A 14,887-nucleotide genomic window follows, 5' to 3' on the forward strand; every position below is an offset into this window, starting at 1 on the left:
CTCCACTCCTTACGCTATGTTTCACGGATTGGGGCACGGTTTAAAACAACATATAACGATGGCACAGACACGAAAGATTCAAATGATTCAGCCATCATTCGCAGCCATGCTCTATCGGGCGTGAGTATGCCACATTATATACAATTGAAGGAGGATGCAGAACATGCTGAAATGGTCCGCTTTATTTTTAGTTTTTGCCGTGATCGCCGGGATTTTAGGTTTTTTTGGTATCGTTGTATCCATAGCTGCTACAATCGCCAAAATATTGTTTGTGTTATTTCTGGTGTTGTTCGTCGTTTCACTCTTTACCGGAAGAAGACGAGCGTCATAGGCGTAATAGAAGAAGTCTGAATCAAGTGTAGTGAAGATATATCATTATATAGCTTTAAAAATAGGATGTTCCCGCCCCAATTACAGGGTTGTGGAACATCCTATTTTTGATGCGTAATTTTTTAAGGCTAATGGCGCTTTTATTGGATTACGCTACCCCCGAACAGGAAACGATCCTGCCAAGGCTTGCTGAAATCCGTAACTTTCACACCGCCACCCGCTACAGAAAACGTATGAAGAAGCTTGTTGTCTCCCAGATATACAGCTACGTGTGTAATCGTTTGGGAGGAATTATCCAAGGACGTATACGCCCCTGAAGACGCGTTGTAATTAGTAAAGAAAAGCAGATCGCCACGCTTCAGCGTGGTCATGTCTGTGTTTGGCTGACTATTCTGCTTGATCCACTCACCCTGTGAACGTGAATCCGCCGGAAGCTGAATACCTGCAGCCTGACGGAAAATTTGACGGGTAAATGCCGAGCAATCAAAAGTAACCGTACTATTACGATCCGAACCGTATTCATATGGAGTACCGAGATAAGTCATCCCTGTGTTAATAACCTGTTCAATGGCAGCCGCTGCGTCACCAGAAGGCAAGTTTATGGCTTCCGCAGGAGATGCTGCAGCAGGAATCACGGTAGTGTCAGGAGCAGATGTTACTGGAGCAGCCACAGGCTGCTGCACAACAACGCCCTCGCCAATACGAATATACTGTGGAGACGAGCTGACATAGCCCACCGTGCCATCAGCATTGGTAATCTTAAACCAATAGGCGTTACTTGGATCTGTAATGGTGACGATATCTCCTGCATTCAAAAAGCCCAAAACCTCGGATGAAGTGGATGCCTCCGCCCGCAAACGAACGGACGTTTGAATCGTAGCTTTCGTTTGACCGGCAGAACTATTCACTGAGGCTGGAGCCTCTTTGGCTGAACTGTTAGTTTTAAGCGATTCTTTGGCTTCCGGCTTACGGACGGCAGGCTCGGTGACAGCAGCAGCGACGCTGGTAGCGCCTACTTTTATGTACTTGTCGGAGCTGCTTGTGTATCCAGTTACCCCATCAGACGTCTTGATCTTATACCAATAGCTGTTTGTTTTCTCCAATACCGTTACGGCCTCTCCCTGCTTCATAAAGCTGACTACATCTCCCGTAGTCGAAGGGCCGGATCTAAGCTTTACAGCCGCCTGAATAACCGCCTTCTGTCCCGTAGATGCTGTCGATGCCGCTGCGTCAACCTGACCCGGCGCCACATGAATTGCTGCCAACAGCGCGGCTGACGTCATGAGCATTCCCATCACGCGTCTTCTCAATGTTGCACCTCCTGGCTGTTTTTACGAATTTGAAGAGCAAGTCCAATTCCGACGAATATAGCCGGACATGCTTTCATTATAGTAAAAGCAACAGGAAGAGAGATATAATCCAAACGTCACAAAAGGCAGCGTATACACCTTTTATGCATAGGTCTAAAGTCATTTTTAACACTAATTATTAAATAAATAATCTATAATTTGGGTTCCACATGGACATGAACATGCATCGTATTATGAACCTCTTGCAGGCGTTCCTCAATCCGGTCGCTGATCCGATGTCCTTCAATCAGGCTGAGTTGCGGGTTCACCTCTATAACAACATCCACCAAAGCATGATTGCCGTGTACCCGTGCCTTTACATCACGAATCCCCTCTACTCCGGGTATATGAGCAATCGTGCTGCGTAAGTCTGACAGCTCCTGCTCATCAAAACCATCCGTCAGGCTGTGTGTAGAGTCCTTGAAAATATCCCACGCCGTTTTACAGATTATGAATCCTACCGCTATAGCCGCAACCGTATCCAGCCAGGGCAATCCAAACTGTGCCCCGATAATACCAACCGCTGCACCGATACTGACGAGCGCATCTGACAGATTATCCTTCGCTGCCGCCAGTAACGCCTTGTTGTTAATTTTCCGGGCCAGTCTGTTGTTGTACATGTATACTCCCAGCATAATGACTGCACATATTACCGCTACTCCTGCGGAAGTAACATCAGGCGTCTGCTTGCCACCTCTGAAAATACTTCCGATCCCGTCAATAAGCACCTGAAGACCGACGACAGCCATAATAAAGGATGCCAGCAATGCCGCTATTGTTTCTGCTCTAAAATGTCCATAGGCATGGTCGGAGTCCGGCGGTTTTTGAGATATACGCAGACCGATCAGTACGGCAACGGACACCACAATATCAGTGACATTGTTAAATCCATCGGCCAGTAACGCACTGGAAGCAAATATATATCCACTAATCAGCTTAAAGGCAGACAGAAAAAGGTAGGCGATAATGCTCACCCATGCCCCTCGCTCACCTTTTCGTATTTCATCATACACATTCACCACAACGGGGGACACTCCTTCAAAATTAGAGTTCCCGACAGAACGTTCTCACCACCATAGTCACGGGAGAACCATAAAAGTCAGGATAAACACTTATACCATTTCATGCTGCGCCAGCCCAAAAAACTTTGCAAACCTAAAAAATAAAAATAGCAGCTTAGCTGCCCTATACAGTGACCCTTTAAACAAGCAGCTTAGCTGCCCTGAAAATAACCATTTGCCGTTGGGTAACGGTTATTTTCAGGATAACAGACCATGTTTGTGTGGGTCTAGAGAAACAGTCTTTCCGCTCCGCATCGCTGTAGGAACAACGAAAAAGTATTGCCAAGGCCCATTCCTGTGGGGTATATAAAACTTTTTTTCCTTTATGCAAAAAATAGGCATCCCCTCTTTCGGTCCGCCCCATCGTTTTGTTATCATTGTTGCCCTTGTCCCATCTTTTAAAAACGTATAAAATGGGGACACAGCCGCGTTTTCCTTCAATCCAGCATGATTGACATGAATTTGGCGGCAACAGGAGGAATTTATTCATGAGCGATGCTAATGAACCACGTAAAGTTAATCTCGCAGATGCCATTCGGGAAAAGCTGGCACAAAAAAACCAGCAGTCCGGCGCTTCACAGCAGGGCGGCTTTCAAGGCGGTTCCGCCAAAACACTGAAAAGCCAAAATACGAAGAAGCCGAACAACCAACGCCGTCGTACAGGCGGATCATAAGCCAACCCATTAGGCTATACCGCACCGGACTCAGGCAGAATTATCTTCGCCCTGTAGCCCTGACGGTGTGAGCCATTGGTAATGGCGCAAACGAAAAAGAGGAGTCTCCCCCGCCATCATAAATGGCCTGAAGGAGCTCCTCTTTTTTATTTATCGATTTACTGAAGGTTAGCTGGTTTTAGACGATTTCTACCGGATACATACTTTCACGCAATTTCGTGATTTCATCGTTTTCCAAGTATTCATCATAGCTCATCGTACGGTCGATTACACCGTTCGGCGTAATTTCCACGATGCGGTTTGCAATGGTTTGAATGAACTGATGGTCATGCGATGTGAATAATATGGTACCGTCAAAGTCGATCAGACCATTGTTCAGCGCTGTAATGGATTCCAGATCCAAGTGATTGGTCGGTTCATCCAGCAGCAGCACATTGGCGCCATTGAGCATCATCTTGGCCAGCATACAGCGAACCTTCTCTCCCCCGGACAGCACGCTTGCTTTCTTGAGCGCTTCTTCACCTGAGAAGAGCATACGCCCCAGAAACCCACGCAGGAACGTTTCGTCCTGGTCCTTGGAATATTGGCGCAGCCATTCTACTAGATTCATATCCACACCTTCAAAATAGGTGGAATTGTCTTTCGGGAAATAAGCCTGAGTGGTGGTAATCCCCCAAGAGAATTCACCGCTGTCCGCTTCAGTTTCGTTCATCAATACCTGAAAGAGCGTTGATTTAGGCAAACCGTTCGGGCCGACAAACGCGATTTTATCGCCTTTGTTCACAACCAGACTGAACTCATTCAGCACTTGCTCGCCTTCAATGGATTTGCTGAGACGGTCTACCGTCAACAGTTGTTTGCCCGCTTCGCGTTCGGGCTTGAAGTTCAGGAACGGATATTTACGGTTCGACGGACGAATATCGTCCAGCGTAATTTTATCCAGTTGTTTTTTACGTGAAGTAGCCTGTTTGGACTTGGAAGCATTCGCGGAAAAGCGCTGAATAAAGGCTTGCAGTTCCTTGATCTTCTCTTCCTTTTTCTTGTTGGAATCACGAGTCAAGGCAAGCGCAAGCTGGCTGGACTCATACCAGAAGTCGTAGTTGCCGACGTACATCTGGATTTTGCCAAAATCAATATCCGCAATATGTGTACATACCTTGTTCAGGAAGTGACGATCATGGGATACGACGATGACGGTGCCTTCATAGTCCATCAAGAAATTTTCCAGCCATTGAATGGATTCGAGGTCCAAATGGTTGGTAGGCTCATCGAGCAGCAAGTTGTTCGGACGACCAAACAACGCTTGAGCCAGCAAAACACGTACCTTGTCATTACCGCTCAGCTCAGACATGTTCTTGTCATGCAGATCACGCGGAATACCAAGACCGATCAGCAAGGAAGCCGCATCCGGCTCGGCATCCCATCCGTTCAGCTCCGCAAATTCACCTTCAAGCTCGCCGGCACGCAGGCCGTCTGCCTCTGTGAATTCCGATTTAGCGTACAGTGTATCTTTTTCCTTCATGATTTCATACAGACGCGTATGGCCCATAATAACGGTTTCCAGAACCGGAAATTCATCGTATTCGTAATGGTTCTGCTTGAGCACTGCCATCCGTTCGCCCGGTGTCATGTGAACCTCACCTGAATTGGCTTCAATTTCACCGGAAAGAATTTTCAAAAAGGTAGATTTGCCCGCGCCATTTGCCCCAATCAGGCCGTAGCAGTTCCCAGGAGTAAATTTGATATTTACGTCTTCAAAAAGTGGGCGTTTACCATAACGAAGCGTTACGCCGCTTGTACTGATCATATGAGCATACCATCCTTATCATTAGTAAAGTGCTAATCACAAAATTACCGACGGCAATAGTATAACACACAACGGATCGGATTCGAACCGTGTGTCAACCGAACAACCCTGAAACCTCCGTCAATATTTTGAAAATAAAATAAAAAATGCTTCCGTCCCCACGATTGTCTCCTGACAAAAACGCGGGCCAGAACCATTTTTTCTTGTTTCCAGATTCGATGCCACCAGGAGACAGACGAGCCATTCAGTAGGCAGTATCTACACTCCCTGTGCTTGTAAATGTACGGAAGCTCCCACACCTATCGGAATAAGATACATTCCCGCCTCAGCGTCATGTCTTACGACTACTTCCACGCCGTATACTGCCTGGATCATATCGGATGTGACGACCTTAGCGGGCGGACCGTTCGTTATAATGCGCCCTTCCTTCATGGCAATCATAACGTCGCTATAACGAATAGCCTGATTGATATCATGCAGCACCATTACGATCGTCAGGCCGTGTTCCTGATTTAACTGCCGGATGAGTTCCAAAATTTCAAGCTGGTAGTACATATCCAGATAAGTGGTCGGCTCATCCAAAAATAAAATCGGTGTCCGTTGTGCCAAGGCCATTGCAATCCATACACGCTGCCGTTCTCCCCCGGATAGCTGGTCCAGCGTGCGTGTTCTGCGTTCCTCCAGATTCGTACAGGCTATCGCCCATTCAACCGCCTGCTCGTCTTCGTCACGTCTCGCTGTGAACATGTTCTTATGAGGAAGCCTTCCGAAGCTGACTAGCTTTTCTACGGTCAAGTCAGAGGGTGCCTCATTCTGCTGATGAACCACCGCCAGTTGACGGGCCAGCTCCTTGGGCTTGTATCGGGCAATCTCTTTACCGTCCAAAATCACCTGACCCAGGCGGGGAGTCGCATTGTTCGACATGACGCTAAGCAGCGTCGATTTGCCACAGCCGTTGGGACCAATGATGGTTGTAATCCGTCCCGGCTCAATGACAGCATTGATGGCGTGAAGACGATCCGTTTTCCGGTCATATGAAAAGGTAATATCCTTAATGTCCATAGGTGCGATCCGCCTTTCTGATCAGGAATATCAGGAACGGCCCGCCAATGACGGCCATAATAATGGAAGCCGGAATTTCATTGGGAGCAAGCACTGTCCGGCCCAGTGTATCCGCAAGCAGTAGCAGCAACCCCCCGCATAAGGCGGAAAACGGAATCAGCCACTTGTGATCCGAACCAACCAAGTAGCGGGCACAATGCGGAACGAGCAGGCCGATAAAGGCAATAACTCCAGCAATAGCTGTAGCCGTTGCTGCAAGCAGCACAGCAATAACGGAAATTAAAAGACGCGCACGCGTCACACTGAATCCCAGGTTTTTAGCTGTTTTATCTTGCAGAGACAAAAAATTGCACCAGGAAAACACGAGCATGGCTAAAATCAGCCCAATCCCGCCATAGGTCATAATAACCTCGACATCGACCCATTTTTTCATGGACAAGGTTGAGGTTGTAACCTGATTAATGCTGGTGACCGCATAACTCCCCCGATAATTAAACGACTGTCCCAGACCCGAAAAAATCGCATTCACAGCGACCCCCATCAAGATCAGACGAATCGGATGCAGGCCGGATTTCCATGAAAATCCGTAAACCATGAGACAGGCCAGCGCACCACCGATAAAAGAAAAGAAAGGCATCCAGAAATAGAGCGCCGGAAAGATCGTAACTGCAATCAGCGAAACCAGAGCCGCCCCCGAAGAAATACCGATAACCCCGGCATCAGCCAGCGGGTTTTTCATCACAGCTTGCAGTAAAACACCCGCCACCGCAAGCGTGGCTCCCGCCATCACGGCTACGATAATTCTCGGTAGTCTCAAATCCTTGACCACATTCACCTGATCATCCGTACCTGTCCACAATCCGGTCACCAATTGACTCAAATTCACCTTGAGACTGCCTGTCATCGCTGAATAGAAAATGACACCGATGAGCAAGGCGATTACTACGATAAAGCTCCAACCTTTTTTCGACATGTCATCAGCTTCCTTTAATTCGAAGGATACAACATTTTCACTAGCTCATCCAGCGCCGAGTTTACCGCCAAATTTCCTGTTGTTCCAAACAGCGGCTCTGGCAGATCATAGACGTGTCCGTTTTTCACAGCGTTAAAATGTTTCCAAATATCGTTAGTTTTGAACTCTTCGTCGAACATTTTGACCACTTCATCCGGCATCCCGTGTGCAGCACGCAAGATAATATCCGGATTGGACTGTTGCAAGGCTTCTGTATTGTGGGCAATAAATTCAACCTTCTCACCTTGGACTACGTTCGTCCCGCCTGCAATTTTAACCAGATCCCCAATATAGGAATGCTCGGTAGCCACCAGATAGCTTCCCGGTACCCCCAGCAAGATCAATACTTTAGGGGATTTCTTCCCTTTGATCTTTTGTTGAATCTCGGCTACTTTAGCGTCCAAAGCTCCATTAATCTCCTTTGCCTTTTCGGCTTTGCCGAACGTATCTCCCAGCTTTTGAATTTCTTTTTGCATATTCGCTAGACTTTCAAAATTCAAAAATTCGGCATTGATCTTCATGTCCTTAAATTTAGGCTCCAGATCATATTTTAGTGTCGTAACCGACAGTACGTCCGTCGGCTTCAACGACATCACTTTTTCCATATCAGGACTCATCGGATTGCCCACATCAGGGACATCCTTGTAACGGTCAGGCAGCACTTTCGTGCTTGTCGGCTTGCCTGCCAAATCCAGGCCCAGCGCATCCGTAATTTCCGTAATGGCTACCGTTGTAGCGACAATACGTGATTGTGCTTTATCGCCAGACGTTGCCACCGATTTTGCACCTTCATTATCGTTCTCTCCGGCCGCCACCCCTCCCGAGCATCCGGCGAGCAACAAAAGCACCAGACCTATCAACATATAAAAGCAGAACGATTTCCCTTGTACCACAGCTGTATATCGTTTCATGAAAGCCAAATCACCTCAATTCAAAATATAGAAGCATCATGAGCCTCAACTTTTCGGGTAATGAAATGCTGACAAGTCTTGATGCCAGGGCACCAAGACTTGCTTGCATACAAGCTATTCTGTTATTTGAGCAGGTTTGATGCTACTGCGACCTGATGTTATTTTGCTTTCAGACTCGCTTCATCAAACTGGAATTGAACTGTATACCAGTGATCATATGGCACGCCGCCAAGAACTAAACCAGGTACAATGACGTGTGTGTAGGCACTGATTTTCTGAGACAAGTCCACTACTTCAAATTGAACGACACGCGTATCGCCAGATGTCGAGATGACCTCTACATCTTTCAGGCTACCATTCTGCTCCACTTGTAGAACAGGCATCCAAGAGCTATTCTTCAAAGTGACTTGAATATAACGCTTATCTCCCTTTTCAATCAATGTAGCAGGCTTGTTGAGGTATCCATCCATGACGGAAGCTTCGCTCGTTTTATCTTTAAATACGTTGTAATTGATCGTGTATTGCTTCTCGGAAGTGACTGTTTGAGCTGGTTGCTCCACTACAGGTTTCGTTTCAGCCACAGGTGTTGGCGTTTCTGCTGTCCGCTCAGCAGCTGGTGCGGTTGTAGCTGCATTGACTCCCTCACCTTTAAGCGATGCACGGTCAAATTGAATTTGTCCGCCGAATTTTTCATTCAAAATAAATTTCTCAGGCAAGTATACCTGTGTGTACACACTCAGCTTTTTGTCCAGATCAGGCACTTCAAAAGCGATGGTGCGCGTGTCACCTTTCGTGTTGGAACCAACAACGGTTGGATTGGCATAACGGCCTTCAAAGTCCGTTTGGAACAACTTCAAAGCCTGATTGTCCGTCACGGTCAGATGTGCTTGCACTTTGCCATTCTTCACAACCAGCTTCGCCAGACTCTGTACAAAAGGAGCCACAAGAGAATCCTTGTCCGTTCCATTCGCCAGCACACGGAAGTTCGCTGTGTACTCTCCATCGGCTAAATTGCTTTTCCCTTTTTCAACTTCGCCTGTCTTTTTATCGTTGTAATACGTTACATCGCTAGTATTGAATTTGAATTCAAAATCGTATACCTTCTCCACACGATCCTCAGCCTTGAAGACCATCGGAGCAGCACTCGCTACCTTCGGAGCTTCGTAAACAACCAGTTGGCCTTTTACGTTGTTCTTAAAGTCGCTTACGCTAAAACGAACGTTCTTTGTATTACTTGCTGCATCTTCCTGGGTCACTTCTGCGTCTTTGTAGCCTCCGCTTGCGTTATCCCAAATGCGCAATGCCTTCACTTCATTACTGTTTTGCAGCTTCAGACCTACAAACCGTTTGTCGCCTTCCACGACCAATTGCGCTGGTTCATTGGCAATAAAGCGTTGAGCCGGAGAATTCTCTCCTGTTGTTCCATCCGCTAAAACAATACTGAATTTCAAAACATATTTACCATTAGCGAGCTTGTCAAAATCCAATTTCACGATTGGATCTGCCGCTCCTGTAGAGGACGGTTCGACAAAGCTACGAATGGTAGCAGGCTCGAATTGATACTGCACATCATATACGTGGTCATAAGGGATGCCACCCAAATCCAGACCCGGTACAATGACATGTGTATTAACCATAACTTTATCCGATAGATCTGCGACTTCAAATTGGACGGTTCTTGTATCTGCGGAGGTCGATTGATCAATAACCTGAGCCTCTGCACCGTTTACCTTGAATGTTTTAATCCAGCTGCTCTTGTCCATTTTGATCTGGATCAAATTTTTGCCGGATTGCTTCAACAGAGTGGCTGGTTTTTGCATATAGCCATCCATTACAGATATTTCATTGCTTCCATTTTTGAGCACGGAGAAATCAATGCTGTATCTGCCGTTCTCAGTCCCAGGAGTTGTACCGCCATCCGTTCCATTAACCGCAATGCTGCTACGGTCAAATTGAAGACGAATCTTATGGTCCATCTCATAAACCGTTCCGTTATAGCTCGTACTTACGTGGACCTGTGCATTCAGAATAGCGTCCAAGTCTGCCACTTTGAACTTTACAACACGAGTGTCGGCTTTCTTGTCCACACTTACGACATCTGCATCCGTCAACGTTCCGTTTTGTTCCGTTTTAAACTCCGTCACTGTGGCGCTGTCTTTGATCGTAAAGGAAGCTTCATACTTACCCTTCGATACTGTCAATGTTGCTGGAGACAACAAATATTGCGCCATTGCTGATTTTTGATCTTTCGTTGCATGCAATGCATCGAAGTTGATTGAATAAGTTCCATCAGCTAAGGCCTTTCCGGGCGTACCGGGCGTTCCAGGGTCAACCGGGGTTGTTGCCGCTCCTAACTGGAGATCAACATCATAGGTATTTACATAGTTCAATTCAGGCCAGTTTATGCTTACCCATGCGTTCAGCTTGGCAGGCACTTCTTTAACCTCGAATTCAATGACACGTGTATTGGCCGTTTTGTCTTCGCTTACTACGATCGCGTTGGTCAACACTCCGTTTTGTTCTACTTTGAAGCCATCAATTTGCTTGCTGTTTTTCAAAGTGAACTGTACATATTTCTTGCCACTACGTTCAACCAGAGTACCTGGTTTTTCCGTATATCCATCCATCATGGACTTTTCACTTGAACCGTCTTTTAACAGCGTGAAGTCCAGATTTGATGTTACCGGATTTGAACCATTGTCCGTTCCTGGCAGGCTACTTTTGTCAAATTTAAGGCGAATATTATGATCCATTTCATACGGAGTTCCATTAAAACTCGTGCTAATATGCACTTGTGCATTCAAAACGGCATCCAAATCGGCTACTTTGAATTTCACTACGCGAGTATTCGCTGCTTTATCCTCACTCACAATATCCGTGTCCGTCAAAGTTCCATTTTGTTCCGTTTTCAGCTTCGTTACTGTAGTGCTGTCTTTAACAGTAAAGGAAGCTTCATACTTACCCTTTTGCACCGTCAATGTTGCAGGAGACACCAGGTATCTTGCCATCGAAGATGCTTCTTCCTTGGTTGCATGAAGCGTATCGAACTTAATCGAATACGTTCCATCGGCCAAGCCTGATGAGGTTGCAGGACCCAGTTGAAGATCAACATTATACGTCTGCACGTAGTTCAATTCAGGCCAATTGATACTTACCCATGCGTTCAGCTTGGCAGGCACTTCTTTGACTTCAAATTCAACAACGCGCGTGTTAGCATTTTTGTCCTCACTTACCGTGGTAACATTCGCTAATACTCCCTTTTGTTCTACTTTAAAGCCATCAATTTGCTTGCTGTTTTTCAAGGTGAAACGAACATACTTCTTACCATCACGTTCAACCAAAACGCCTGGTTTTTCCGTATATCCATCCATCATGGACTTTTCATCTGTTCCATCCTTCAAAAGGGTGAAGTTCAAACTAGAACTCGTTACTGGAGGAGATGTACCCGTTTCAGTAATACTACTCTTGTCGAACTGGAGACGGATCTTATGATCCATTTCATACACAGTTCCTTGAAAACTTGTGCTTACATGTACTTGTGCATTCAGAATAGCGTCCAAATCCGCTACCTTGAATTTCACAATGCGAGTATTGGCTGTCTTGTCCTCACTTACAATATCTGCATCCGTTAGCGTTCCGTTTTGCTCTGTTTTGAACTCCGTCACTGTCGTGCTGTCTTTGATGGTAAAAGAAGCCTCATATTGACCCTTCGTTACCGTCAAAGTCGCCGGAGACAACAGATATTGCGCCATTGCCGAAGCTTGATCCTTGGTAGCATGCAGAGCATTGAAGTTAATGGAGTATGTTCCATCTGCCAAAGTTGATGGTGACTGTACTGCAGCCAACTGAAGATCTACATTGTAGGTGCCTACATAGTTTACCTCCGGCCAGTTGATACTTACCCATGCGTTCAACTTGGCAGGCAGTTCCTGGACTTCAAATTCAATCATTCGTGTATTCGCAGTTTGATCTTCACTTACTACGGAAGTGTCCGTTAACACCCCATTTTGTTCTACCTTGAAGCCATCAATCTGCTTACTGTTCTTCAATGTAAATTGGGCATATTGTTTACCGTCACGTCTAATCAGAGCACCCGGTTTCTCCGTATACCCATCCATCGTAGACTTTTCACCCGTTCCATCCTTCAAAAGGAAAAAGTCCAAATCGGATAGCTTTTCTCCTCCACTAGGAGGCGTTACTGGTGGAACGGTTGGATTCTCCGTTGAGTTTTTAAGTCTCAGACTGGAAGGATCAAACTCAATCCATTCCTTCACCGAATAGTCCGGATCGGTATCTACATACCATGGAGAACTGCTATTAAATCCAAACTCCGTATTTACATTTTGATGAAAATCATAAACATCGAAACTTACAGTTCCCGAAGTTTTTCCGGAATCTACTTCTATTTTTGCGGGAACCGTTTCCCCGTTTTGTTCTACTAAAAATTTCGAAAGACCTTGAGCCTCCGCAAACTTAAATGAAAAATGATATTTTCCATCTTGGATTGTCAAATCCCCAGGGAAGTTATAGTTCGTTTTAAAACTCGAATCCCGAGTGCTTCCAGTAGAGGTCTTTTTTAAAGGCTTGTAGTCGATAAGATATTCCCCATCAGCATAGGTAGCCGTTGTGGCATTAGTAGGTCCGGTATATGTGCTAGGTGCTTCCTCATAGGTAGCATAGGTTGCACTAGTTACTGTAGTGCTGGAGCTAGACTGATTAGTTTGAGATGACTCATCCTCAGACGCCGCCAGTACATACGGGGAAAATAAAGAAAACAACATTATAATAGTGGCAAATGTCGTAAAATATTTGTTGAATCGGCTTTTCAAAGTGATGTATCCCCCTACTTAAAATATACTCATTTGGAGCTTTGAAACTCCAAATGAGTATTCAGTTCAAATCAATATTTTTACAAAAAAACCTTAAATATCGCTGTCGTCAAATTGGAATTGAACCACATAATCATGATCGTATGGAATACCACCAGTGTATTCTTTAGGCACACTTACATGCAGTTTAACGTTCAATTTTTGGGATGAGCTACTTACAGGGAACTCTACTATTCTTGTATCTCCTGATGTGCTTACCACAGTCGCATTCACATATTGACCGTTTTGTTGCGTTTTAAACTCAGTTACCCAAGCACTCTTCGTAATAGCTACTCTAACTTTGTTTTGACCATTAGAAACAATTAAAGTAGCAGGTTTTTTAACATAACCATTGGTATCCATGTAGGATTTTTCAGTGGTTCCATCTTTATAAACCGTATAAGGTAACTGATACGTACCGTTAGGCAAAGCCGCATTCGCTTTATTTGCAGAAAACGGAGCTAGTACAACAAATACCAGAGCAGCCATCAATACAGTAAGCATCACTTTTTTTAAAGACAATTTTTCCATACGGTTCATGATCATGTTCATGTTCTCATTCTCCTTTTACGTTTTATTTTGGATTAGATTTCGTCGAATTGCAGTTGTACATCATACTTGCCTGTGTAGCCAATGACTGGAATGGTGATTTCAGCGTAAGCGTTGACTTTAGCATTCAGGTCAGCAACTTGGAATTCTACTACACGAGTGTTGTTGGCAGTATCTGTGCTTACCACAGTCGCGTCTTGCAGTACGCCGTTTTGTTCCACTTTGAACGTTGTGATCAGATTGCTGCTTTTCACAGTCAAACGAACAACATTTTTGCCATTAGCTACAATAACCTGAGCTGGTTTCGTCAAATAGCTGTCCAGACGGGAGGTTTCATTCGTTTGATCTTTCAGAACATTATAGTTGACTGCATACGTGCCATCGGCTGCTGCCGCTTTAGCTGAGAATGGAGCAATAACTGCAAAAACAAGCGCTGTCATGATCAATGCCACGAGTACCTTTTTGAAAGAAAACTGTTCAAAGCGATTCATTACCATATTCATATCTACACACACTCCTCCATTTTTTATGCTTGAATTTATGTTGATTTCATGAACGATAAGATTGCTTGAATTTACTTCTTAGAAGATTTCGTTGATTTCGTAGACTGGACAACTGCTACTTTTTTGACACTTTTGGAATCAAAAGCGAAGCGAATGGTATAGTCATGATCGTAGTTATACGCAGGGACGGTAACATGAATTTTTGAAATCAGCGGGCTGTTCACAGTTGTAATTGGAAATTGTACAGTACGGGTATCCGTTTTGGCATCCTTATGAATGACCTTTGTGTCGATGATTTTGCCTTTGTAATCCACTTTAAACCCGGTTGTCCATTCGCTGTGATTCAGCTTGATTTGCATGGTCATTTGGCCTTTTTTCACATACAACTTGGCTGGCTTCTCAAAATAATCATTAGCCATGGATACAGAATCGTTTTCGGCCTTGAGAATATCGTATTTAAGCGTGTATGTACCATCCGCCAATTTTGTAGAAGCCGTAGCGGCTACCACAGATGATGAAGTTGGCCAAAAGCTCAGCACACTGACCAGCAGAAACACAGCAATCATTGCAGAATAACCCTTCCTCATTTTGACAGCAGTCCCTCCCCACGAGAATATAAGTTAATTGATTATCATTCTCAATTGAATTTTAAAAAAAATAGCTCTTCTTGAGCTTTTTCTCCCCACCTTCCCATCCAGAAATTCGCAAAGCCAAGTGAACCCATCACCAATATATCTTACACTTTTCGAATATGTCAATAT

12 protein-coding genes are annotated in these 14,887 nt (G+C 45.1%); 2 read left to right on the forward strand and 10 right to left on the reverse strand.

The genetic code is table 11. The annotated features are described in order from the left end of the window. Nucleotides 1–163: 163 nt before the first annotated feature. Complete coding sequence (locus QD47_RS30430; RefSeq protein ID WP_044644465.1) at nt 164–331, forward strand: DUF1328 family protein; 168 nt, start codon at nt 164–166, stop codon at nt 329–331. A gap of 139 nt (nt 332–470) precedes the next feature. On the opposite strand, the gene QD47_RS01545 is transcribed toward QD47_RS30430, so the two are convergent. Together QD47_RS01545 and QD47_RS01550 are read right to left on the reverse strand one after the other, a co-directional pair. After that, a complete protein-coding gene (locus QD47_RS01545) occupies nt 471–1,640 on the reverse strand; it encodes a C40 family peptidase (RefSeq protein ID WP_044644466.1) in 1,170 nt (389 codons plus the stop codon). A gap of 191 nt (nt 1,641–1,831) precedes the next feature. Continuing rightward, on the reverse strand, nt 1,832–2,701 hold the full coding sequence (locus tag QD47_RS01550) for a cation diffusion facilitator family transporter (RefSeq protein WP_044644467.1): 870 nt from the start codon (nt 2,699–2,701) through the stop codon (nt 1,832–1,834). A gap of 527 nt (nt 2,702–3,228) precedes the next feature. On the opposite strand from QD47_RS01550, the gene QD47_RS01555 reads away from it, so the two are divergent. Continuing rightward, nucleotides 3,229–3,414 carry a hypothetical protein gene (locus QD47_RS01555; protein WP_044644468.1) on the forward strand — a complete coding sequence of 62 codons (186 nt, stop codon included), beginning with the start codon at nt 3,229–3,231 and terminating at the stop codon, nt 3,412–3,414. A 178-nt stretch (nt 3,415–3,592) separates the two neighbouring features. Here QD47_RS01555 and QD47_RS01560 read toward each other — a convergent pair whose 3' ends face one another. The 8 genes from QD47_RS01560 to isdC all read right to left on the reverse strand — a co-directional run bounded on the left by QD47_RS01560 (nt 3,593) and on the right by isdC (nt 14,713). Beyond that, nucleotides 3,593–5,221 (reverse strand): ABC-F family ATP-binding cassette domain-containing protein, encoded by a 1,629-nt coding sequence (locus QD47_RS01560; RefSeq protein ID WP_044644469.1) that lies wholly within the window; start codon nt 5,219–5,221, stop codon nt 3,593–3,595. 258 nt (nt 5,222–5,479) lie between these two features. After that, nucleotides 5,480–6,283, reverse strand: a complete 804-nt coding sequence (locus QD47_RS01565) for an ABC transporter ATP-binding protein (RefSeq protein WP_044644470.1) — start codon at nt 6,281–6,283, stop codon at nt 5,480–5,482. Then, nucleotides 6,273–7,256, reverse strand: a complete 984-nt coding sequence (locus QD47_RS01570) for a FecCD family ABC transporter permease (protein ID WP_044644471.1) — start codon at nt 7,254–7,256, stop codon at nt 6,273–6,275. Before QD47_RS01570 ends, QD47_RS01565 begins: the two co-directional genes overlap by 11 nt. Nucleotides 7,257–7,270: 14 nt before the next feature. Next, entirely contained in the window at nt 7,271–8,206 is a 936-nt protein-coding gene (gene isdE / locus QD47_RS01575; RefSeq protein WP_044644472.1) for a heme ABC transporter substrate-binding protein IsdE, read from the reverse strand. A 158-nt stretch (nt 8,207–8,364) separates the two neighbouring features. After that, on the reverse strand, nt 8,365–13,035 hold the full coding sequence (locus tag QD47_RS01580) for an NEAT domain-containing protein (RefSeq protein ID WP_052646705.1): 4,671 nt from the start codon (nt 13,033–13,035) through the stop codon (nt 8,365–8,367). A 93-nt stretch (nt 13,036–13,128) separates the two neighbouring features. Beyond that, entirely contained in the window at nt 13,129–13,626 is a 498-nt protein-coding gene (locus QD47_RS01585; protein ID WP_044644473.1) for an NEAT domain-containing protein, read from the reverse strand. 32 nt (nt 13,627–13,658) lie between these two features. Further along, the gene (locus QD47_RS01590; RefSeq protein ID WP_044644474.1) at nt 13,659–14,126 is read right to left on the reverse strand and encodes an NEAT domain-containing protein; all 468 of its coding nucleotides are present in this window, start codon (nt 14,124–14,126) and stop codon (nt 13,659–13,661) included. A gap of 71 nt (nt 14,127–14,197) precedes the next feature. After that, nucleotides 14,198–14,713 (reverse strand): heme uptake protein IsdC, encoded by a 516-nt coding sequence (gene isdC / locus QD47_RS01595; protein WP_044644475.1) that lies wholly within the window; start codon nt 14,711–14,713, stop codon nt 14,198–14,200. Nucleotides 14,714–14,887: the final 174 nt, after the last annotated feature.

This window comes from Paenibacillus terrae (assembly GCF_000943545.1).
GTDB lineage: Bacteria > Bacillota > Bacilli > Paenibacillales > Paenibacillaceae > Paenibacillus > Paenibacillus terrae_A.

What these genes read in the sequence shown, in the direction of transcription:
- isdC (WP_044644475.1), bottom strand. Translation starts at nt 14,713, where the DNA reads ATGAGGAAGGGTTATTCTGCAATGATTGCTGTGTTTCTGCTGGTCAGT.
- QD47_RS01590 (WP_044644474.1), bottom strand. Translation starts at nt 14,126, where the DNA reads ATGAATATGGTAATGAATCGCTTTGAACAGTTTTCTTTCAAAAAGGTA.
- QD47_RS01555 (WP_044644468.1), top strand. Translation starts at nt 3,229, where the DNA reads ATGAGCGATGCTAATGAACCACGTAAAGTTAATCTCGCAGATGCCATT.
- QD47_RS01570 (WP_044644471.1), bottom strand. Translation starts at nt 7,256, where the DNA reads ATGTCGAAAAAAGGTTGGAGCTTTATCGTAGTAATCGCCTTGCTCATC.
- QD47_RS30430 (WP_044644465.1), top strand. Translation starts at nt 164, where the DNA reads ATGCTGAAATGGTCCGCTTTATTTTTAGTTTTTGCCGTGATCGCCGGG.
- QD47_RS01565 (WP_044644470.1), bottom strand. Translation starts at nt 6,283, where the DNA reads ATGGACATTAAGGATATTACCTTTTCATATGACCGGAAAACGGATCGT.
- isdE (WP_044644472.1), bottom strand. Translation starts at nt 8,206, where the DNA reads ATGAAACGATATACAGCTGTGGTACAAGGGAAATCGTTCTGCTTTTAT.
- QD47_RS01585 (WP_044644473.1), bottom strand. Translation starts at nt 13,626, where the DNA reads ATGAACATGATCATGAACCGTATGGAAAAATTGTCTTTAAAAAAAGTG.
- QD47_RS01560 (WP_044644469.1), bottom strand. Translation starts at nt 5,221, where the DNA reads ATGATCAGTACAAGCGGCGTAACGCTTCGTTATGGTAAACGCCCACTT.